Annotated in this window: 21 protein-coding genes; 10 read left to right on the plus strand and 11 right to left on the minus strand. The window is 63.5% G+C overall.

All coding sequences use genetic code 11. The features are described 5' to 3' along the window. Positions 1-155 precede the first annotated feature (155 nt). Both VGG89_04240 and VGG89_04245 read left to right on the plus strand, forming a co-directional pair. Positions 156-2,261 (plus strand): HAMP domain-containing methyl-accepting chemotaxis protein, encoded by a 2,106-nt coding sequence (locus VGG89_04240; protein HEY1975725.1) that lies wholly within the window; start codon positions 156-158, stop codon positions 2,259-2,261. A gap of 47 nt (positions 2,262-2,308) precedes the next feature. After that, positions 2,309-2,599 (plus strand): hypothetical protein, encoded by a 291-nt coding sequence (locus VGG89_04245; GenBank protein ID HEY1975726.1) that lies wholly within the window; start codon positions 2,309-2,311, stop codon positions 2,597-2,599. 42 nt (positions 2,600-2,641) lie between these two features. Here the strand turns inward: VGG89_04245 and VGG89_04250 are convergent, their stop codons facing one another. From VGG89_04250 to dnaE, 4 genes are read right to left on the minus strand one after another with little or no spacing between them, the layout of a single operon-like run. Beyond that, entirely contained in the window at positions 2,642-3,397 is a 756-nt protein-coding gene (locus VGG89_04250; protein ID HEY1975727.1) for an FtsQ-type POTRA domain-containing protein, read from the minus strand. Further along, positions 3,394-4,194 carry a Cof-type HAD-IIB family hydrolase gene (locus VGG89_04255; protein ID HEY1975728.1) on the minus strand — a complete coding sequence of 267 codons (801 nt, stop codon included), beginning with the start codon at positions 4,192-4,194 and terminating at the stop codon, positions 3,394-3,396. The genes VGG89_04250 and VGG89_04255 overlap by 4 nt, the downstream gene beginning before the upstream one ends. Positions 4,195-4,201: 7 nt before the next feature. After that, on the minus strand, positions 4,202-5,485 hold the full coding sequence (gene hisD, locus VGG89_04260) for a histidinol dehydrogenase (protein HEY1975729.1): 1,284 nt from the start codon (positions 5,483-5,485) through the stop codon (positions 4,202-4,204). A gap of 1 nt (position 5,486) precedes the next feature. After that, entirely contained in the window at positions 5,487-8,981 is a 3,495-nt protein-coding gene (gene dnaE / locus VGG89_04265) for a DNA polymerase III subunit alpha (protein HEY1975730.1), read from the minus strand. A gap of 59 nt (positions 8,982-9,040) precedes the next feature. Between dnaE and VGG89_04270 the strand changes: the two genes are divergently transcribed. Continuing rightward, positions 9,041-10,171: a diguanylate cyclase gene (locus tag VGG89_04270; GenBank protein HEY1975731.1), complete on the plus strand. Its 1,131-nt coding sequence runs from the start codon at positions 9,041-9,043 to the stop codon at positions 10,169-10,171. Position 10,172: 1 nt separating this feature from the next. On the opposite strand, the gene VGG89_04275 is transcribed toward VGG89_04270, so the two are convergent. Next, the gene (locus VGG89_04275) at positions 10,173-10,640 is read right to left on the minus strand and encodes a GNAT family N-acetyltransferase (GenBank protein HEY1975732.1); all 468 of its coding nucleotides are present in this window, start codon (positions 10,638-10,640) and stop codon (positions 10,173-10,175) included. 95 nt (positions 10,641-10,735) lie between these two features. Between VGG89_04275 and VGG89_04280 the strand changes: the two genes are divergently transcribed. The 6 genes from VGG89_04280 to VGG89_04305 are packed head-to-tail and all read left to right on the plus strand — an operon-like array spanning position 10,736 to position 15,777. Beyond that, positions 10,736-12,421, plus strand: coding sequence for an FAD-dependent oxidoreductase (locus tag VGG89_04280; protein ID HEY1975733.1), 1,686 nt, complete (start codon positions 10,736-10,738; stop codon positions 12,419-12,421). 3 nt (positions 12,422-12,424) lie between these two features. Further along, entirely contained in the window at positions 12,425-13,423 is a 999-nt protein-coding gene (locus VGG89_04285) for a 2Fe-2S iron-sulfur cluster-binding protein (GenBank protein HEY1975734.1), read from the plus strand. 3 nt (positions 13,424-13,426) lie between these two features. Next, positions 13,427-14,377 (plus strand): CoB--CoM heterodisulfide reductase iron-sulfur subunit B family protein, encoded by a 951-nt coding sequence (locus VGG89_04290; protein HEY1975735.1) that lies wholly within the window; start codon positions 13,427-13,429, stop codon positions 14,375-14,377. A 4-nt stretch (positions 14,378-14,381) separates the two neighbouring features. After that, entirely contained in the window at positions 14,382-14,783 is a 402-nt protein-coding gene (locus VGG89_04295) for a hypothetical protein (protein HEY1975736.1), read from the plus strand. Between the two features lie 27 nt (positions 14,784-14,810). Next, positions 14,811-15,215 (plus strand): VOC family protein, encoded by a 405-nt coding sequence (locus tag VGG89_04300; GenBank protein HEY1975737.1) that lies wholly within the window; start codon positions 14,811-14,813, stop codon positions 15,213-15,215. 7 nt (positions 15,216-15,222) lie between these two features. Further along, entirely contained in the window at positions 15,223-15,777 is a 555-nt protein-coding gene (locus VGG89_04305) for a GrpB family protein (protein HEY1975738.1), read from the plus strand. A gap of 87 nt (positions 15,778-15,864) precedes the next feature. Here VGG89_04305 and VGG89_04310 read toward each other — a convergent pair whose 3' ends face one another. Together VGG89_04310 and VGG89_04315 are read right to left on the minus strand one after the other, a co-directional pair. Beyond that, entirely contained in the window at positions 15,865-16,002 is a 138-nt protein-coding gene (locus tag VGG89_04310; GenBank protein HEY1975739.1) for a hypothetical protein, read from the minus strand. 49 nt (positions 16,003-16,051) lie between these two features. Beyond that, positions 16,052-16,291 carry a hypothetical protein gene (locus VGG89_04315; GenBank protein HEY1975740.1) on the minus strand — a complete coding sequence of 80 codons (240 nt, stop codon included), beginning with the start codon at positions 16,289-16,291 and terminating at the stop codon, positions 16,052-16,054. A 57-nt stretch (positions 16,292-16,348) separates the two neighbouring features. Here VGG89_04315 and VGG89_04320 point away from each other — a divergent pair, with 57 nt between their 5' ends. After that, positions 16,349-18,079 (plus strand): aldehyde dehydrogenase family protein, encoded by a 1,731-nt coding sequence (locus VGG89_04320; protein HEY1975741.1) that lies wholly within the window; start codon positions 16,349-16,351, stop codon positions 18,077-18,079. Here VGG89_04320 and VGG89_04325 read toward each other — a convergent pair. The 4 genes from VGG89_04325 to VGG89_04340 form a co-directional block, all read right to left on the minus strand. Then, positions 18,076-18,216 (minus strand): hypothetical protein, encoded by a 141-nt coding sequence (locus VGG89_04325; protein HEY1975742.1) that lies wholly within the window; start codon positions 18,214-18,216, stop codon positions 18,076-18,078. The two genes, VGG89_04320 and VGG89_04325, sit on opposite strands and share 4 nt — an antisense overlap. Further along, on the minus strand, positions 18,213-18,578 hold the full coding sequence (locus VGG89_04330; GenBank protein ID HEY1975743.1) for a GntR family transcriptional regulator: 366 nt from the start codon (positions 18,576-18,578) through the stop codon (positions 18,213-18,215). Before VGG89_04330 ends, VGG89_04325 begins: the two co-directional genes overlap by 4 nt. 97 nt (positions 18,579-18,675) lie before the next feature. Beyond that, positions 18,676-19,056, minus strand: coding sequence for a VOC family protein (locus VGG89_04335; protein HEY1975744.1), 381 nt, complete (start codon positions 19,054-19,056; stop codon positions 18,676-18,678). Then, a complete protein-coding gene (locus VGG89_04340; GenBank protein HEY1975745.1) occupies positions 19,053-20,231 on the minus strand; it encodes a P1 family peptidase in 1,179 nt (392 codons plus the stop codon). The genes VGG89_04335 and VGG89_04340 overlap by 4 nt, the downstream gene beginning before the upstream one ends. Between the last annotated feature and the right edge of the window lie 65 nt (positions 20,232-20,296).

The following is a 20,296-nucleotide window of genomic DNA, read 5'->3' on the forward strand; positions in this document are numbered from 1 at the left end:
CCACAAGAGTTCGTTTGGCGCGCCCCAGGGGAGTCTTTCGCACACCGAGTTGTGTCGCGCGCCATAGTACGGGGGCCCCACGAAGTGGGGGGCGCGCAGCCGGAGGCGGAGCGCCTTTTAAAGTAAACTCAAAGCGCGCCGAGAACCGTAAAAGTATGGAAGTCCGTCACGCGAGTCTAGAGCGCGGTCTTACAATCTCGTTCGCGCTCATCATTCTGGTGGTGATCGCGTTCTTGCCGGTCACGCTGTTCGCGATGTCGGGCCTTACGACGCAGGCGCAGGCCCTGCGCGACACGGTCATCCGCGGCCAGCTGGCGTACGCGAAAGTCGCAAACGACGCCGACAGCCTGCGCGCGGCGACCCTGGAAGCGGCCTCGAATCCGGACGCCGGCAAGGCCGCGGCGCGGTTATCGCTTGCGAAGACGCTCGTGAAGCAGTTCCCCGACGACGCCCGCAACATGCTCGCGATCTTCTGCCCGGTCGACCCGAAGTCGGGTACGCCGGATTGCAAGTCGGCGAGCATACCCGGCGATCGCGTCGAGGTCGCCAGGCTCGCCGACGCTTTTAACACGAGTGCCAGCGCGTTTGACTTCCAGGCGCTCTCGGCGGTCAGCGTCCTGCAGTCCGGCAAGACCAAAGACGCCCTCGTGCAGATCAACGGACCCTCCTCGACCGCGTACGAGAAGCAGAGCGCCGACGGTCAAGCGATGCTGGCCTCGCTCAACCGTTACGCCGACCGCGCCTTCGCCGCCGTGACGACGGCCCGCACCGCGGCCACGACCTTCGTCATCGGCGGCATCGTGGTGGCGATGATCATCATTCTCGGGGCGATGGGCTGGTTCAGAAAGACCACGATCGCGAGCATCGGCCGCGCGGTCGAGGTGTTCGAAGCGATGGGCAACGGGGATCTCTCGCAGCGCATGCTGTGGCGCGGGCGCGATCTCATGGGACGTTTGGGAACCGCCATCGACGAGCTCGGCGATCGTCTAGCCGCGATCATCGCGCAGATCCAGAAAGCGTCGCTCACCGTTCAAGGTGCTAGCGAACAGAGCAATCACATCGCGCTCGAGGTCGACGGCCGCGTTAAGGAAGAGCTTTCCGCGCTCGGCGAGGCGCTTTCGTACTCGGGGGATCTCGGAACCGCGGCCGGCTCCGTCGCCGACAACGCCGAGGCAGTGGCCCGCCGCGTCTCCGACATTTCCAGTGCCGTCGCCGAGATGACGGCGTCCATTCAAGAGATGGATCAGAACCTGCTCAACCTCGCCACCGTCGTCGAACAAGCCGTCGCCAACACGCAAGAGATGTCGGCCTCGATCGTTCAGGTCGCGGGCAATGCCGACCGCGTTCGCTCCGAATCGAATATCACCGACGCGCAGGTGCGCGAAGGGCGCAACGAAGTGCTCGCGCTTTCCAAGGGCATGGGCAGCATCAGCGACACCGTCGCCGACGTCGTGACCGAAATGCAGAGCCTCGATCACGCGTCGCGTCAGATCGGCGAGATCCTCGGCCTCATCGAAGAGATCGCCGACCAGACCAATCTTCTCGCCCTCAACGCGGCGATCGAAGCGGCGCGCGCCGGCGAGCACGGTCGCGGTTTCGCCGTCGTCGCCGACGAGGTTCGTAAGCTCGCCGAGAACTCGGCTTCGTCGACCAAGCAGATCGGAGCGCTGGTCGCCGACATTCAGCGCCGCACCTCGGCGGTTCTAGAACGCACCGCGCGGGCTAACAATCTCGTCCAGAACAACGCGGAGTCGGCCCGCAACGTCACGCAGATGATCGAGACGATCAGCACCCGCGTCACCGAAGTCGCTCAGCTCGTCAGCGAGATCAGCATCGCCACGACGGAGCAGGCACGGGCTTCCGAAGAGCTGGCTAAGGCCAGCGAGCAGATGGGCGCGATGACGCACGAGGCCGCCGCGACCATGCGCGAACAGGCCATCACGTCCAACCAGATCCTCGAGAACGTCTCCGAGATCGAGTCCCGCACGGCGCAGGTGGCTCGGGCGTCCACCGAGCAACAAGCCGCGATTAAAGCGCTCGGGAGCCGGGTCCAACGCTCGTCCGACCTCGGGGTGAAGAACTCCGAGGCCATCGGGGGTATGGCCGAGGCGGCAGACCAGGTCTTTAACCAGGCCACCAATCTCCGCGAGATGGTGGGCCAGTTCCGGACCGGCCAGCAGGCCGCCATGGGATCGCCCTCCGGCGGAAATTCTAAGCCCGCGGCTCTGGATGAGCCCGAGGCACTTGCGCTATCGTCTTAAGTTAGGTTAAAGTAACCAGTCAGATTTTGAGCCACCCTGGAGTTTTCATGCGTCAAAAGTTTTCCGTTGCCGTTTTCCTTCTCGTTTTGCTCGCGCCGGTCAGCGCTTTGGCCGCCACGATCGACTCGTCCCTTATTCCCGACGGTACGTACACGGTCAAAGTCGAGCGGGTCATCGACTCGAAACACATGCTCGTCACGATGGACAACGGAGCGGAAACAACGCTCTCGGCCGGTCGCGACAGCGTCGATTTCTCGAAATGCAAGTCCAACGATCAAGTGAAGTTGTCGCTCATCAAGGGCAGCGTCATGGTCTACGCGGATTTAACGAGCCACTAGCGTTTCATATTTTCGCGAAAAGGCGCCGAACCGGCGCCTTTTTTATTTCGTGTAGACGAGTACGGGCGTGCCGGGCGCGCGCAGGTCTACTGCGGCTACGCGCCGCGTCTTGTGAACGACCTGCGCCAGAATCGGATCGATCAGACGCAGCTTCGAGTTGAGATCGTCGTCGTCGCCTAAGAGAATCTCGATTCCGTCGCTCATCCGCGCCACCAAACCGCCGAAACGATCGAATTGGAGCGCGACCGGAATCACGTGCACGGCCACGAGCGCCTCGTAATCGTCGCGCAGCGCGTTAGCGCGCTTCGACGTGTCGAACGATCCGGCGCCCGGCAGCGCGGCGCTGCCCAAATCGAAGACCGGGAGCGACGTTCCCGGCGCAACCGGCCCGAGTACCCGCAGCTCCCGATCGACGAGCGCTTCTGCCCCGCCGCCCCGCAGAACGGCAAACGGCGTTCGCTCAGTCACCCAAATCGCGATCGTCGCAGGCGGAACGCGGTGCACTCCGGCGCGCGCGACGTAAGGAATCGCTTCGACGCGCGCCGCAATCGTATGCGGATTCTGCAGCCACAGATTCAAGTGCGTCGAGACGGCCGCGCGCCGCAGGATCTCGGCGCGCGGAACGACTTTGTTCCCGCCGACGGTGACGGCCTTCGGCGCGAAGCCCGGCCAGGTTACGCAAAACGCGATCGACCCGGCGGCGACGAGGGCGCCCACCGCGATCAACGCCCAGAACGGACGCAAGCGCGCGGCCGCCGACGACTTCGAACGTCGCGTTCCTTTGCGCCGCGCCGTCACCCGAGCACGTACCGTTCGATCGCCTCGGCTACGCCGTCGTGCGCGACATCGGCGACGATGGCGGCCGCCTCGGCGCGCAGTTCGTCGGGAGCCGATCCCATCGCGATCCCGAAGCCGGCGGCGCGCAGCAGCGGCGCGTCGTTCCAGGAATCGCCGATGGCGATGACCCGTTCCATCGGTGCTCCCAGACGTTCGGCCACGAGCCGCAGCGCGTCTCCCTTATCGACTTTCGGATTGACGGTTTCGACGAACTCCGGCAGGCTGCGCGTCACGTACGCGCGATCGCCCAAGACGGTTCGCAGTTTCTCGACGTAAGCGGCGGCGTCGGATGCGTCCGCGACGATCACCGCTTTGGTGGCGCCGCTGTAGGCAAACGCCTCGCGGAGCGACGGAACGACCACGGGCTGCGTCATCGCCAACGACGCGTAGAAATCGGAAAAACGATTGCGCGCCTCGCAGTAGTACTCGTCGTTGCGATAGAGCTGTAAGTGCATGCGGTCGTTTTCCGCAGCGGCGATCAGATCGCCGACCACGTCGTTGGCGAGCACCAGATGGTGCAGCACCTCGTCGCTCGCGGGATCGATGACCGCGGCACCTTGATAGCAGACGATCGGAGCGTCGAAGCGCAGTTCGCGCGCGAACGGCAACGTCGCGCGGTACATGCGCCCGGTAACCAGGCAGCCGGCGATACCCGCGGCTTGCATGCGCGCGATCGCATCGCACACGCGTTGTGAAATGGTCAGATCGGGACCGACGAGCGTACCGTCGACGTCGAACGCAACGAGCTTGGGGGTCACCCGGCGATCATCCGCCATACCGCATGCGCGCGGTTTGCGCGTGTTGCGGTAAACCTTCCAGCTCGGCAAGCGCTGCGACCGACAATGCGTCGTTCATCATCCGCTCGGCGGTATTTTCGACCACGGTCAAGCTGCGCGTAAAATCCTCCAGACGCAGCGCCGACGACCAGCGCGCCGTTCCCGACGTGGGGACGACGTGACTGGTTCCCGCAACGTAGTCGCCGCACGCCAGCGGCGTCAGGTCGCCGACGAAGATCGTTCCGGCGCGCCGTATCCGCGGCAAGTACGCCGCCGCGTCGCGCACCTGCAGGCACAAGCACGCCGGCGCGAACCGGTCGATCGTGTCGAACACTTCGTCGCGCGTCGCGGCGTGCATGAGCGCGCAGCGATCGATGGCGGCGCTGATCGAATCGCCGCGCTCGAGCGTCTCGACGCCGAGCGTGTCGAGCAGCTGCGCGACCGCGTCGAGCAGCGGTCGCGACTCCGAAACGACACCCAGACGCCCGCATTCGCTGTGCTCGGCCTGCGCGAGCAGCTCGCCCGCAACGTACTCGCTATTGGCTCCGTCGTCGGCAACGACGAGCACTTCGGCCGGCCCCGCCAGCGCGTCGATCCCGCAATAACCGAAGACCTGGCGTTTCGCCTCCGTCACCCACACCCCGCCCGGGCCGACGATCTTGTCGACACGCGCGACGGATTGCGTGCCGAACGCCGCGGCCGCGATGCCGTGGGCTCCGCCGACGGCGTACAGTTCTTCCACGCCGCACATCGCGCATGCGAAAACGACCGTCGGATGCACGTGCCCGTTGAAACGCGGAGGGCTCAGCACGATCGTCCGGCTCACGCCGGCGATCTTTGCCGGAATCGCTCCCATCAAAACCGAGAGCGGCGAATGCGTCGACGTTCCCGGGGAGTACACCGCGACGCTCTCGAGCGGACGGCGGTGCAGCCCGTACCGCGTTCCGTCTTCTTCGGCATACGAAAGGTCGACTTGGCGTTGGCGTTCGTGAAATCGGGCGATGCGGTCGCGCGCCAACTCCAACGCGGTCGCCGTTTCGCTCGGCACGAGCGAACGCGCCTGATCGTACATCGGCAGTGGAACGCGCAGTCGCGATAGATCGAACGACTCTTCATCGAACCGTTTGGAGTACTCGACTACCGCGGCGTCGCCGATGGTTCGAACGCGCGCCAAGATCTCGGAGACGGTCGAAACGACCTCTGAAGCGGGAGCCCAGCTGCGCGAAAACACGGAGGATAGCCGCCCCACATCGGAAGCGGGAATGACGTTCACACTAACGTTCTTCGAGCGCGCCTTCACGTACGCCCGCCGCACCGAAGATGCGTTCGAGCTCGATACGCGTCCGCGAATCGGCCGCGATCGTTCGCGCAACGCGCTGCGAGCGTCCGTTGGCGTGCATCATGACCGGCACCTCACCGGGCCATTCCGCGATCAGCGCCGCAAGCCGGTCGATCTGGTCGCGGCTCGTGACTTCGACGTGCCAGGCTCGCGGGGCTCGCGCGCGCGGAGGAACGAACGGCGTCACCTCGTTGGCGCTGACCGATACCTCGACGGGCGGTTCCTCGCCCGGCGCCGCGCCCGGTCGTTCGCGCCGGCGCAGCCGTCCCTTCACCACCAGAATCGCATCGGCGACGAAACGATCGTGAACTTCGGGATAGAGTTTCGAAAACACGACGACGTCGCAGCTCCCCGTCGTGTCCTCGAGTTGCGCGATGAGAATCTGTTGACCGGCTTTGGTGAGCGTGCGTCGTACCGATGTGACGATGCCGGCGACGGTCACCGCGGCGTCGTCATCCAAACGGTTGAGGTCTTTGACGAGCGTGGCGCCGGCGCGCAGCAGCGCCTCTTGCCCGTCGGCCAGCGGATGGCCCGATACGAAAATGCCGAGCGTCTCCCGCTCCCACGCCAACATCTCCCGCGTGCTCGGCGCCGGCACCGAGGGAAGTTTCGGCGCGAGCGCCGGCCCTTGCGCCACGGCGTCTGCAAAAAGCGATACCTGTCCGAGCTCCGCATCGCGCGTCGCGCGCGCCGCGAGATCGACCGCCGCATCGAGCGCGGCAAGCTTCTGCGCCCGGTTCCCCGGCAAGCCGTCGAGCGCGCCGCACTTGATCAACGCTTCAAAGACGCGCCGATTGACTTGCTTGGCGTCGACGCGTTTGGCCAAGTCGAACAGATCGGTGACCCTCCCGCTCTCGTCGCGCGCCGCAATAATGCTCGCCACCGCGCCCTCGCCGACCCCCTTAACTGCGGCCAGCCCAAAACGCAAGCGCCCGTCGATCACGGCAAAATCGACCAGCGACTCGTTGACGTCCGGCGGCAACACCTCGATTCCAATCTTTTTGGCCTCGTCGATGTACTCGACGAGCTTGTCGGTTTTGTCTTTCACCGACGTCATCAGCGCGCATAGGTACGGCAGCGGATGATTGGCTTTGAGGTACGCCGTCTGGTACGCGATCCACGCGTATGCGGCGGCGTGGGCCTTATTGAAACCGTAGCCCGCAAACGGCTCGATGAAGGTAAAGAGCTTTTCGGCCAGCTTCGCATCCACACCCGACGTCTCGACGGCGCCTTTGACGAACTTCTCACGATAGATCGGGATCTTCTCTTTCTGCTTCTTGCCCATGACCTTTCGCAGCTCGTCGGCTTCGCCCATGGAAAATCCCGCGATGTCGCGCGCCATTTGCATCACTTGTTCTTGGTAAACCGGGACACTGTACGTTTCGGCCAGAATCGGTTCGAGCTTGGGGTGCAGATACTTGACCGCGACGCGTCCGTGCTTGCTGTTGACGTACTGCGGAATCAGTTCCATCGGACCCGGACGGTACAGCGCGACGAGCGCGATGATGTCGTCGAATCGCGACGGCCGAAGATCCAAGCAGACGCGCTTCATGCCTTCGGACTCCATCTGGAACACGCCCATGGTCTCGCCGCGGCACAGCATCTCGTACGTTTTGGCGTCGTCGATCGGAATCGTTGCCAAATCGAACGCGGGATCGACGGTTCGCCGAATCTCTTTCACCGCGTTGTCCATCACGGTCAAGTTGCGCAGACCGAGAAAGTCCATCTTGAGCAAGCCGATTTTTTCGACCCACTCCATGTCGAACTGCGTGTTGATGCCCCCGTCGCCGAAACGCACCAGCGGCGTGTAGTCGATCAGCGGGCCGGCCGAGATCACGACACCGGCCGCGTGCGTGCCGGCGTTGCGCGCCAGTCCTTCGATCTCTTTGGCGGTGTCGAGCAGCCGGCGAATCTCGGGCCGCAAGTTGTACAGCGATTTCAGCTCGGTAATTTGCTCCAAGGCGTCGGAGATCGAAAGGCCGCCGGGGCCTGAGGGAATGAGCTTCGCGATGCGATCGACGTCGGGCAGCGGAACCCCGAGCGCGCGGCCGGCATCGCGCACCGCGGCGCGGGCCGCCATCGTTCCGAACGTGACGATCTGTGCGACGCGCTCCTTACCGTACTTTTCGGTGACGTACGCGATGACTTCGTCGCGCCGTTCCACGCAGAAATCGGTGTCGATATCCGGCATCGAGATGCGGTCCGGGTTGAGGAACCGCTCGAAGAATAAGTTGAACTGCAGCGGGTCGAGGTCGGTGATGCGCAGGCTGTACGAAACGACCGATCCGACCGCGGATCCGCGTCCGGGACCCACCGGAATGCCGTGGTCCCGCGCGTACTTGATGAAGTCCCACACGATGAGGAAATACGACGCGAATCCCATCTTGGTGATGACTTCAAGCTCGTACTCCAACCGCTGCTTGAGTTCCAGATCGTTGGCGGCGCGTTGCTCGCCGTATCGCTCGACTAATCCGGCTTCGCAGAGATAGCGCAAATAATGCTCGGGAGTTAGAGTTTCTGGGGGCTCCATGGGCTGCGCCCATGGGGGGCGCGCAGCCACGGCTGGCGGAGCGCCTTTTACATCGTATTGCGGCAGGTGGAAGATCTTCTCGGGAATGCGGATGTCGATGCGCTCCGCGATCTTGACGGTGTTCTCGCACGCCTCGGGCAGGTCGCTCCACAGCGCGTACATCTCGTCTGCGCTCTTGACGTAGAACTGGTCGGAGTAAAACTTCATCCGCGACGTGTCCGCAACGGTCTTGCCGGTGCCGATGCAGAGCAGCACGTCGTGCGCGGGCGCGTCCTTTTGATCGAGATAGTGTGAGTCGTTGGTCGCGACGATCGGAATCGACAGCTCGCGGGCCACGCGTACCAGCCCCTCGTTGATCGCGTCTTCCTCGGGCATGCCGTGGCGCATCACTTCAATGTAGAAGCGGTCGCCGAAGATCTCGACGTAGGTCTTGGCGTTGCGAAGGGCGGTCGCGTAGTCGTGCTTGAGCAGCGGTGCCGAGACGAGCCCCGACATGCATCCCGAGAGTACGATCAGGCCGTCGTTATGCTTTTCGAGCAGATCGAGGTCGATCCGCGGCTTGTAGTAGTAGCCTTCCAGGAAGCCCTTGGAGACCAGCGCCGTCAGATTCCGATAGCCGATCAGGTCCCCGGCCAGGAGCGTTACGTGGGCCTCCTCGCGGACGGTCCGGTCGAACCGGCCCCGCGGTGCGATGTAGGCCTCGCATCCGATGATCGGCGTCAGCCGCGCGTCCCGGGCGCTGTAGTAGAACTCCATCGCTCCGTACATCACGCCGTGGTCGGTCAGCGCGACGGCCGGCGACCCGTTCTCGGCGGCGCGGTGGCAGAGCCGGTCCACCCGGCAGGCCCCGTCGAGCAGCGAGTATTCCGAGTGAACGTGAAGGTGGACGAAGTCTTTCAAGCGGGGTTCCTAGCGAGGGCGGGAAAATAGGACGTTGACCGCACGCCACGGAGACGGAATTGTCCAGCAAACACGCCGCCAGCGTCGATATCGAAGAGCTTCAAAAGGAGCTCGAGCAGCTGCGCGCGCGCGTCGCCATGGTCGAAGCCGAGCGCGACGAGTTCGCGCAACAAAACGCCGAGCTGTTCGTTCTTCAGCAAGTCTTCTCCACCATCAACTCGACGCTCGAGATCAACGACATACTTTCCATGGTCTTGCGCGGCGTCGTCGAGGCGCTCAAGTTCAAGCGCGTCGTCCTTTTCGACGTCATCGAGAGCGGCGTCATCATTCGCCGCCTCGAAGGCGATCTCAACGGGCAAGTCCTCCATGCTCTCGACCCGCGCGAATACCGGTCGGATTCGACTTTACAGGACGTAGCTCACGGCGACCTTCAGCTGGCGTACGGTACCGCTGCCGACCCGGACAAGCCGCTCGAAGACGCGCGCGGCGCCTACTGCATCGCTCCGCTGGTGGCGCGCGATGTCGTCCGCGGCATGCTTTACGCCGACGATCCGCCCGGCGCGGAGATCACCGAAAATCAGCTGCGCGTCATCCTGGATTTTGCTTCCCAAGCGGCGATCGCCGTCGAAAACGCGCGTTTATACGAAGAGACGCGGCGCCTTCTCGAGGAAACGCAGCGCTTAGCTCACACCGACAGCTTGACCGGAATTCCGAACCGGCGGGCGCTTCACGATCTGCTCGAGCGGGAGCTCCACACCTCGGAGCGTTACGACACGCCGTTCGCCTTCGTGATTCTGGACCTGGACGACCTCAAGAAGATTAACGACACCGGCGGGCATAGCTTGGGCGACCTCGCCCTCAAGCGGTTCGCTCAGGTGCTCAAGAAAAACGCCCGCAAAGGCGACATCATCGCTCGCTACGCCGGCGACGAGTTCGTGGTGGTCATGGCGCAGAGCGATAGGGAGCAAGCGCAGCGAGGGGTCGAACGGATCATGGCGGCGTTGCGCCGCAACGGCTTAGCGAGTTCGATCGGACTGGCGATGTTCCCGACCGACGGAACCGACGGGCAGACGCTCTTCTTTGCCGCAGACGAAGCGCTGTACCAAGCCAAACAGGCCGGGAAGAACGCCTATCGCTTCTACGACCGGTCGCTCTCCAGCAAATCCAAAGCCGCCGACGCCAGCGCTTAAATCAGCTTAGCTCTAATGCCAGGAAGGTCGGGCAGGCGTAGTCGGCCTCGCCGTAGGCCTCACACTCTTCAAAGCCCAGCGCCCGATAGAGCGCATACGCGGCCTCCAGCCGCGAGCGATGCGTGTCGAGGACGATCCGGCGGTTGCCGGAGGCTTGAGCCCGTTCGATGGCCGCTTTGGCCAGGGCCCGCCCGCTGCCGCTTCCCCGGGCATCGGGTACCACGTACAGGCGCTTGATCTCGGCCGTCTGCGCGTCTCGCCGGCAGAGCACGACGCACCCGACGGGCCGCTCGCCCTCGTAGGCAAGCAACAACCCGTCGCCGCCGTAGCGGTCGATCAGATGTCCGATCTCTTCCTCGAGGTTGGGAACGCGCAGGTCCTGGGGCAGCCACGCCTGGTACTCGCGAATTAGGCGCTCGAACGTCTCGAGACGCTGCCGGTCGGCGCCGACCGTGACGATTTCCGCCATGCCAAAAAACATGCACTAAAGTCATGGGGGTTCCTTCACCCCCCGCGTACTATAAGAGGGACCAAGATCAGGATTAACGTTTCTCGGGGGCCCGCGTGATCAAACACGACGTAGTCGTCATCGGCGGCGGTCTCGCCGGCATGCGCGCCGCGGTGGAAGCCGCGGAAGGCGGCGCCGACGTCGCCATCGTTTCCAAGATGCATCCGGTGCGCAGCCACTCCGGCGCCGCGCAAGGCGGCATCAATGCCGCGCTCGGCAATCGCGAAGACGATTCACCCGAAGCGCACACTTTCGACACCGTCAAAGGTTCCGATTATCTCGGCGATCAGGACGCGGTCGCTGCGATGTGCGAAGACGCTCCCAAGCAAATCATTTGGCTCGAGCACCGCGGCTGCATCTTCTCCCGGGTACCCGACGGCCGCATCGCGCAGCGCCCCTTCGGCGGCGCGGGCTCGCCGCGAACGTGCTACTCGGCCGACGTCACCGGCCTGGTGATCTTGCACACGTTGTGGGAGCAGCTCGAGCGTTTCGGCGTCAAAGTGTACGAAGAGTATTTCTGCACGGCACTCGCGATCGAAGACGGCATCGGCAGCGGCATCGTCGCGTACAACATGCGTAACGGCGAGTTGGAGCTTATTACGGCCAAGGCGACGATCTTTGCTACCGGCGGTGCCGGCCGCATGTATCTCAGGACGACCAACGGCTACGCGTCGACCGCCGACGGTCAAGGCATCGCCTACAAGGCCGGGATCCCGCTCATGGACATGGAGTTCATGCAGTTCCACCCCACGACGCTCAAAGAAAACGGCGTGCTGATGACCGAAGGCGCACGGGGCGAAGGCGCTTACCTGCTCAACTCGCAGGGCGAACGGTTCATGTTCAAATACGCACCCAATAAAGGCGAGCTCGCTTCGCGCGACGTCGTGTCACGCGCCGAGTGGACCGAAATTCTCGAAGGCCGCGGCGTGGAAGGCTGCGTGCTGCTCGACATGCGTCATCTCGGACGCGAAAAGATTCTCGAACGCCTGCCTCAGATTCGCGAGCTCGCGCTCGACGCCACCGGCAAAGACGCGATTAACGAGCCGATTCCGATTCTTCCCGGCGCGCACTACACGATGGGCGGCATCGAAACCGACAAGTGGGGCGCGTCGCGCGTGCCGGGCGTCTATGCCGCCGGCGAATGCGCGAACGTCAGCGTGCACGGTGCCAATCGACTCGGGGGCAACTCGCTGCTCGAGACGATCGTCTTCGGTGCGCGCTCTGCCAAGCACGCGCTCGACTACATCAAGAACGTCAACGGCGTCAAAGAGTCGACGCGAACGCTCAAGCAGGAACAGGATCGCATCGCCGGACTGCTCTCGCGCAGCAGCGGAACGCGCGCGCCGCAGCTTCGCCGCAAGATGAACGAGACGATGAGCGAGAACGCGTTCATTTTCCGCGATGAGAAAGGCCTTGCCAAGGCCGTCGAAGATCTCAAAGCCGTGCGCCGCGAGTTCGATAACAGCGTTTACGTGATGGACAAATCGCCGACGTTCAACACCGACCTGGTCGGCGCGCTGGAAACCGACTTCCTCATCGATAGTTCGCTCACGCTGGCGGCGGGTGCCCTTGCCCGCAAGGAGTCGCGCGGCGCGCAAGCCCGCACCGACTACCCGGAGCGCGACGACGCGAACTGGCTCAAGCACACGCTCGCGTGGCGCGAGGCCGACGGCTCGCCGCGGCTCGACTATTCGCGCGGCGTGACCATCACCAAATACGACCCGCAAGTGAGAACGTACTAATACATGGCTAAGATCAAGCTCGATCTCTTCCGCTTCGACGAAGCGATCGACGACGTACCGCACCGCGACGTCGTCGAAATCGACGTACCGGAGACGACGACCGTCCTCGACGCCCTCGAACACGCGAAGGCCGAAGTCGACGGATCGATCAGCTTCCGGCGCTCGTGCCGCTCGGCGATTTGCGGATCGTGCTCGATGAACATCAACGGCGTTACGGGCCTCGCCTGCAAGACGCCGTGCAACACCGTGATGGACGCGCGAGGCGTCGTCAAAGTCGATCCCATGCCGAACTTCCAGCCGATGAAGGACATGGTCGTTCACATGGATCCGTTCTGGGACAAATACCATCGCCTCAAACCGTATCTCCAGCCGGCCGACAAGGACGAAGATCACGAGCGCGAGCGGCGCGTCTCTCCCGAAGACATGAAGAAACTCGTGGACGTGGCCAACTGCGTGATGTGCGCCACGTGCTACGCGCTATGCCCCGTCGTGAGCGTCGATCCGGCCTTCGCCGGGCCTGCCGCAATCGCGTACGCCTATCGCTTCATCGAAGACGTCCGCGACGGTCAGCGTAAGGCGCGGATCGCGCAGATCAGCGAAGACTATCTCTGGCTGTGCGCGCACTGCTACGCGTGCTCGTACTGTCCCAAGCACGTCGATCCCAACGACCGCATCATCGACGTGAAGCGCGCGGCGATCAAAGACCGCGTCATGCTGGACGAACGCGGGCCGCGACACGCGCTCATCGTAACCAAGACCATCAAACAGACCGGCATGCTGGCGGAGACCGAGGTGGTCTTAGGCACGGTCGGCCGTTTCAACGTGCGCGGCATGCTCAAAGTCACGCCGCAAGCGCTGCGCATGGTCGCAAGCGGCAAGCTAACGCCGCTCGAGATGGCTGAAGGAACGCTAGCTCCCATGGTAGGGCGCGCCTCCCTAAAACCAATCCCGAAGGTCGACGAAGTTCGCACCATTTTCGAAAGCCTGGAGGTCCCCGTTTAACTCATGGCTGCCACGCTGTTACCTGAAAACATTCCGCTCGATTCGCATCGCCAGAGCCGCTCGGCGCAAACGCGCCGCTACGGCTTCTTCCCCGGGTGCGTCGCCAAAGAGTCGTGCAAGGAGCTCTTCAACTCGACGATGCTGCTCGCCGACAAGCTCGACATCGAGCTCATCGAGCTTACGGCCGCGTCCTGCTGCGGAGCGTCGGTCGTCAATGACGTCAATCGCGACGTCGCGCGCGTGCTCAACGCGCGCACGTACGCTCAGGCCGAAGCACTCGGCCTCGACGACGTCATCACGATCTGCTCGACGTGTACCGGACACATGCGCGCCGCGAACAAGGAGCTTCTCGAGAGCGAAGAGCGCATGGATCATGCCAACGCCATCCTCGGGAAGTTCGGTGCCAAGTACCAAGGCAACGTCATGGTGCGCCACCTGCTCTGGCTCCTCATCGACGACATCGGACTGGACAACCTCAAAGAGATGGTCGTGCGCCCCCTCAACGGGCTGCGCGTCGCACCGTTCTACGGCTGCCACATCATCCGGCCGGAGAGCGTCAATGGTTGGGAATCCGCGCGTAATCCGCATTCGCTCGAAGACGTGATCGCCGCGATCGGCGGCGAGCCGGTCGACTACGCGGGCAAAACGCGCTGCTGCGGCTTCCACATACAGCTCGAAAAGGACGACGTCGCCGCCAACATGGTCGGTCAGAACATGCGCATGGCTAAGGATCACGGCGCCGAGGCCGTGATCACGCCGTGTCCGCTCTGCCACCTCGCGCTCGACAGTTACCAGCTCGACTCGGCCGCGCGCTGGGGACGCACGGATCTCCCCACGTTCCATCTGCCGCAGCTGGTCGCATTCGCGCTCGGCGTTCCCGCCGAGAAGCTGGGCCTCAACAAGCATCTCATCGATCCGCGAACCATCATGGTCGAACGCGAGTTGATTTCGTAACGGTATGACGCTGGCAGATTTGGGGTTCCTCGTCGGAACGTGGTCCTGCGTTTATAACGCGGGCGGCCAGCACGCGACGTACACCGCCGTCTATGCGTACGACATCCAGAACAACTGGATCCGCGCGCGCGACGCGTGGCAAGGCGGAGGCGGCGACGTCGCATACTTCACGCGCGATCCCAAGGGCGGCGGCTGGACGTACGCCGCCTTCGAAAGCGATCGCAGCACGACGGTCTTTCGGGCTAAGGACGATGGTGCGACGCATATCGTCTACCGGAGCGTTTATCCGAATAACGGCTGGACCGACGTCTTCGACAAAGTGTCGCCGGCGAAATACACGCTGCACTTTTCCGGCGTCATCGGCGGTAAGGCGACGACGTCCTTCGACGTCTGCACCAAGCACTAACGCTCGTTCGAAAGGAGTCGCAGGCGAATGCATATCGAAGCGTACGTTTTCTTCAACGGGAATTGCGAAGAGGCGTTTACCTTCTACCAGTCGGCGCTCGGCGGTGAGCTGAGCTTCAATCGCTACGAAGGGTCGCCGATGGAAAGCCAAACCCCGCCCAACGCCAGAGACAAGATCATGCACGCGTCGCTCAAGAGCGGTGACGCCGTGATCATGGGCGCCGACGCGGTCGGCGACTGGGAGCGGGTGATCGGCAACAACGTGGCCCTATCGCTCGTTTCGAACGATGAAAGCGAAGCGAAACGTGCGTTCGCACTTCTGGCTCAGGGCGGCAAGGTGACCATGGACCTCGGTCCGACGTTCTGGGGAGCCAAACTCTTTGGAATGCTCACCGATAAGTTCGACATGGACTGGATGGTCAGCGTACACTAGGCCCCCAATGCATTCCGAGGATGAACTGCGCTCCGTCACGATCGGCGAACTGCACCAGCATAACGCGCCGATTCTCCTCGCCGACTACGACCCCGCCTGGCCACAGCACTTTGAAGCGCAGGCGCGCAGCATTCGAGCCGCGCTCGGCGACGCCGCGCTCACGATCGAGCACGTTGGTTCGACGTCGGTCCCCGGGCTTGCAGCTAAACCGTCTATCGACGTGATGCTCGTCGTTCGCGATTCCAGCGACGAAGCGGCCTACGTTTCGCCCCTGGAAGCAGCCGGCTACATTCTCCGTATTCGCGAACCCGAATGGCACGAGCACCGCCTGTTCAAGGATCACGCGGACTCGATCAAGGTTCACGTCTTTTCCCAGGGCTGCAGCGAGATCGAGCGGATGTTGGCTTTTCGCGACCGCTTGCGGGGTAACCCAGCCGACAGAATCGCATATGAAAACCACAAACGCGAACTTGCAGCACGAGAGTGGCAGTACGTTCAGCATTACGCCGACGCCAAGTCCGAGTTCATCGAAAAGCTGCTAGCGCGCCTGGCGCCCGGTTAGGCTTCTTGCCCGAGAACTCGCCGCCGATTCGCGCCGCGGCCTCGTCGGTAGTGCGATTTACGCTAACTTAATGAGCAAGGCAAGCGGCTACTTTTGATCGGTGAAATGCAAACCGCCCTCGTCTTCTCGGCGTAGGGCGGCTTTGATGCGTTTGCGATCGTAGAGCTTTTTCGACTCGTGGGCACCGGCGGGCCGTAAATTGAGGGCGGGTCCCAGCCGGGGCACGAGACGGCGCTTTCGTCGTTTCGTTGCCATGGCGTACCTCCGCCAGGCATCATACCATGGCGTGGTGACGAGTACGGGTATGGTGGGCGAGAAGCAAGTCGATCCGCTTGATCGCGTCGGCCGGAATGGTCTGCTCTTCGCCGTCGTAGCAGACGACGGGTTCCCCGCGGCTCATCCGCTCGATCATGGCTTCCCGCATGAACTCCGCCATCGCGAGTTGATTGTAGCGTTCGCAGATGCTGCGTCCGTCTTTTAGGCGGATCCAAAGCTCCGCCGACTCGGTCATCATAAGCTCGCTCTCCCTCGTGCTCAATGTACCCATCCAACGACCGGAGAAATCCCATCCATGCTGGCCAACCCCGTCCCGACCGCCTACGCGAACATCGACCTCGAACTGCGCGCGCTTCGTGCCGGCGCAGAGCGCTGGGCGGCACTATCGATTCCCGGCAAGGTCGCGCTGCTGATGGAATGCCGCGACGGCGTGCACCGGCAAGCTGCCCGCTGGACGGCCGCAGCCGCCGAAGCCAAAGGGCTGAACGCAACGCCGGTTGCCGGCGAAGAGGCGATCAGCGGACCGTGGGCCGTGCTGCGCTGCCTCAACGCGTACGCCGCGACGCTATCGGAAATCGACCGGTGCGGAAGCGTCGGCTTCGACACGAAGCGCGTGCGCCGTGGGATCGACGGTCAAACGATCGTCGACGTCTTTCCCGTCGATAGCTGGGACCGCGTCTTACTCAGCGGTATCCGCGCTGAGGTTTGGATGCAGCCGGACGTGACGCCGCAGACGCTCGATGCAACGATCGGGCCGTGGTACCGGCAGAGCCGCCGCGATCCGCGCGTCGCGCTGATTCTCGGCGCCGGAAACATCGCATCGATCGCGCCGCTCGACGTTCTCTATAAGCTCGTGGCCGACGGCACGGTCTGCATTTTGAAGATGAATCCGGTCAACCACTATCTGGGACCGATCTTCGAGGACGCGTTCGCGCCTCTGGTGCGCGAGGGATATCTGCGGTTCGCGTACGGCGGCGCCGAGGTCGGGAAGTACTTGTGCTCGCACGCCGCCGTCGACGACATTCACATCACCGGCAGCGACAAGACGCACGACGCGATCGTCTTCGGCGACGGAGCCGAGGGTGCGCAGCGAAAACTGCGCAGCCGGCCGCTTCTCGAGAAGCCGATCTCGAGCGAACTCGGAAACGTGAGCCCGACGATCGTCGTGCCGGGTCCGTGGAGCGACGCCGACATTGGTTTCCAAGCCGAGAACATCGTTACGCAGAAGCTGCATAACGACGGCTTCAACTGCATCGCGTCGCAGATCCTCATTCTGCCCAGGGAATGGGCGCGCACGCCCGATCTCATCGCGGCCGTCTACGCTTTGCTCGGCAAGATTGCGGACCGCCCCGCATACTATCCCGGTGCCGCGCAGCGCGTGGGGACCCTCGCTGCCGGTCATCGCGAGACGCGCGCGTTCGGGCGAGACGACGATGGTTTCGTCGCCCGAACCGTCTGCGTGCTCGATCCGGCCGACGACGGCGAAGCGGGCTTTTCCACAGAGGCGTTCTCATCGTTCTTAGGCATCGTCGCGCTGCCCGGCGATACCGCGTCGTATCTTCGCGACGCCGTCGCGTTCGCCAACGACCGGCTCTGGGGAACCCTCGGTGGAAATATCATCGCGCACCCGGCAACGATGCGCGAGCATCGCGGCGCGTTCGAGCGCGCGGTCGCCGATCTGCGTTACGGCTGCGTCGGCGTCAACGCCTGGACCGGCGTTGGATTTCTTACCTGCCAAACGCCCTGGGGGGCTTACCCGGGGCACACGCTCGACGACATTGGCAGCGGTATCGGCGTCGTGCACAACTCGTATCTCTTCTCGCGCTCGCAAAAGAGCGTCATCTATGCCCCGTTTGCTCCTTTTCCGCGCAGCTTGCTGGGATACGGCGGGTCGCTATTGCCCAAGCCGCCGTGGTTCGTCAGCAACCGCAATCAACTGAAAATCGGCCTCGCGTTATGCGACTTCGAGACGCACAAGTCACTGCTGACCATGGCGCGAATCGCCGCCCTTGCGATGACGGGTTAGTCCCAGGCGTCTTGCGAGCGCAGCGCGTGGCTTAACGTATAGTCGCTCGCGCGATGGGCCCGCCGCGCCGCGTCTTGGCGCTTGCGGTGCCACCATAAAGCCACGCCGATCATGCCGGCGATAAGTAGTGCGTTCACGTGATCTCCTTTCGTATCGCTCCGAGAATTGCGGGACCGTCGTATCCTAGTGCCCGAGCGCGCGCCACGAAGCGCTTTGCGATTTCCGCTAGGCGCGCCAGCGCCGATCCCCGCGGAGCGGCCGCAACGAACGTGCCGCGTCCGCGACGCGTTTCGACCACGCCTTCCCGCTCGAGCTCTGCGTACGCGCGATTGACGGTGTTGGGATTGATTCCCAGCGTCGCCGCCACGTCGCGCACGCTGGGCAACTGCTCGCCGCGACGTAAGCTCCCGCGCGCCACGGCCGCCATCAGCTGCTCGCACAGCTGCGCGTACACGGGTACGGGCGAGACATCGTCAATGACAAGGGCTTCAGTTCGCACGCTCTTTCCTCAACGTCTGTAGTGTCCTAGTGTCCTGAGACACTAGGACACTCTCAGCATACGAAAAAGCCACCCGTTTGTCAACGAAATCGTCGAATCAGCGCTTCGCCTGCACCGATAGCTCCCAGCGGTAGCCGTCCGGGTCGTGAAACCACAAGCCCATGTTGGGTGACCCTTTGGCTTCCGGTCCGACCTCGTCGCCGGGGTCTTCTACCTCAACGCCGCGTTCCTTGAGAACGTCCAGCGCGGCGCGCAATGCGTCCATGTCGGGCAAATGAAACGAAACGTGATCGATCGTTTCGGGGTTTGGCTTCCCCTTCATTAGTACGATCGTAACGTCCCGGCTCGTAATGCCGACGTAATCGTCGCCTTCGAACATCTCCTCGACGTCGAAGATCGACTCCCACCACCGCGCGCTCTGCTTCGGATCGCGCACGGCCAACCCGAAGTGACCGACGCGGCCAAGCGCTACCTTCATTGTTGAATCGCCCCCGCTTTTCGAAGCATCTCCAAGACTCTTTGCCCGGGAAGACCGTAGACCGTAACGCCGTTACGTCCGGTCATCGTCTTGGCCTCGAAGAGCGCGTCGTAGATCGCGGCTTGCGTCGCTTCGGCCGTGGCCGTGTACAGTGAGTTCAGCGTGCCGTCGTCCTCCACGATCGATCCCGACGGCGCGCGCACGTCGAAGTCACCAGTGTATTCGAAGACGCGCGAGGTCGAGAAAGCGATGATGAGATCGCCGCTGGAGATCGGCGACGTCATGCCGGTCCGCGCCATGCCCATAGCGGCGCGCAGCGCGACCGCACGAAGCTGGCGCGAATCGAGCGGTGCGTCGGTCGCGACGACGACGATGATGCTTCCCGAGCCGAGACGGCCTTTCGGCCAGTCCGTCAACGCAGCGCGCTTGGGAAAGACCGGCAAATACTCGTTGCGCAACTTTTCTCCGACCGGAACCCCCACGACCGTCAGCGAGGCGCGCGGAGCGCTTCCCGTGTTGTCGTTGACCAAGACGCCGACGCGATAACCGCCGAGATCTTTGGGCAGCACGCGCGACGCAGAGCCTATTCCGCCGCGAAAGCGAAACGCGTTCATTCCCGTGCCGGCGCCGATCGAGCCGCGCGCGAACTGGCCGGGAGCGGCGGAGTCGAGCAATCGCACGACGTCTTGCGCGGTGACGACGCGCGCTTGAATGTCGTTGAGCAAGCCGTCGTCGCATTCGGCCACGACCGGGAGCGGGACGTCGTCGCCCCGTCCAATCGCGGGATGGTGCTGGATCTGCCAACTCACGACGCCGTCGTCGGCGCGCCCGACGTCCAGCGTGTCCGTGAGGACGATCGGCTCCTCGAGGTAGCCGGCCTCGTCGATCCAGTGGGTCCCCGTCATCTCACCGTTGCCGTTGAGCTCGAAGAAAGCGGCCGACACCTTATGCACCCAGGGGTCGGCGTTGGGCAGAATGGCGGTCGCGCCGGTTCGAATCGAGGACCCCTCGATCCGGGTAAGCTGCCCCACCCGCACCCCGGGGACGTCGGTGATCCCGTCCAGCGGCCCCGGCGCAAAGAACCCAAAATGGAACGGCAGAACCGCCCGCGCGGCGCCGGTTGCGGCCAGCGTCAATGCGACAAAAGCGGGGAATAAGAAGCTTGCTCTAGGCATGGGCCCTTGCATTGGACTCCGTCGAACGCGCTTCATGCAGGCTCGCCTGAGCGTTCTGGGAAAAC

The organism is Candidatus Baltobacteraceae bacterium (genome assembly GCA_036488875.1).
GTDB lineage: Bacteria > Vulcanimicrobiota > Vulcanimicrobiia > Vulcanimicrobiales > Vulcanimicrobiaceae > JAFAHZ01.

Excerpts from the sequence above, each read along its gene's own strand:
- VGG89_04285 (HEY1975734.1), top strand. The coding sequence starts at position 12,425 with ATGGCTAAGATCAAGCTCGATCTCTTCCGCTTCGACGAAGCGATCGAC.
- VGG89_04275 (HEY1975732.1), bottom strand. The coding sequence starts at position 10,640 with ATGGCGGAAATCGTCACGGTCGGCGCCGACCGGCAGCGTCTCGAGACG.
- VGG89_04295 (HEY1975736.1), top strand. The coding sequence starts at position 14,382 with ATGACGCTGGCAGATTTGGGGTTCCTCGTCGGAACGTGGTCCTGCGTT.
- VGG89_04335 (HEY1975744.1), bottom strand. The coding sequence starts at position 19,056 with ATGAAGGTAGCGCTTGGCCGCGTCGGTCACTTCGGGTTGGCCGTGCGC.
- VGG89_04320 (HEY1975741.1), top strand. The coding sequence starts at position 16,349 with ATGCTGGCCAACCCCGTCCCGACCGCCTACGCGAACATCGACCTCGAA.
- VGG89_04290 (HEY1975735.1), top strand. The coding sequence starts at position 13,427 with ATGGCTGCCACGCTGTTACCTGAAAACATTCCGCTCGATTCGCATCGC.
- VGG89_04340 (HEY1975745.1), bottom strand. The coding sequence starts at position 20,231 with ATGCCTAGAGCAAGCTTCTTATTCCCCGCTTTTGTCGCATTGACGCTG.
- VGG89_04305 (HEY1975738.1), top strand. The coding sequence starts at position 15,223 with ATGCATTCCGAGGATGAACTGCGCTCCGTCACGATCGGCGAACTGCAC.
- VGG89_04245 (HEY1975726.1), top strand. The coding sequence starts at position 2,309 with ATGCGTCAAAAGTTTTCCGTTGCCGTTTTCCTTCTCGTTTTGCTCGCG.
- VGG89_04300 (HEY1975737.1), top strand. The coding sequence starts at position 14,811 with ATGCATATCGAAGCGTACGTTTTCTTCAACGGGAATTGCGAAGAGGCG.
- VGG89_04315 (HEY1975740.1), bottom strand. The coding sequence starts at position 16,291 with ATGATGACCGAGTCGGCGGAGCTTTGGATCCGCCTAAAAGACGGACGC.
- VGG89_04240 (HEY1975725.1), top strand. The coding sequence starts at position 156 with ATGGAAGTCCGTCACGCGAGTCTAGAGCGCGGTCTTACAATCTCGTTC.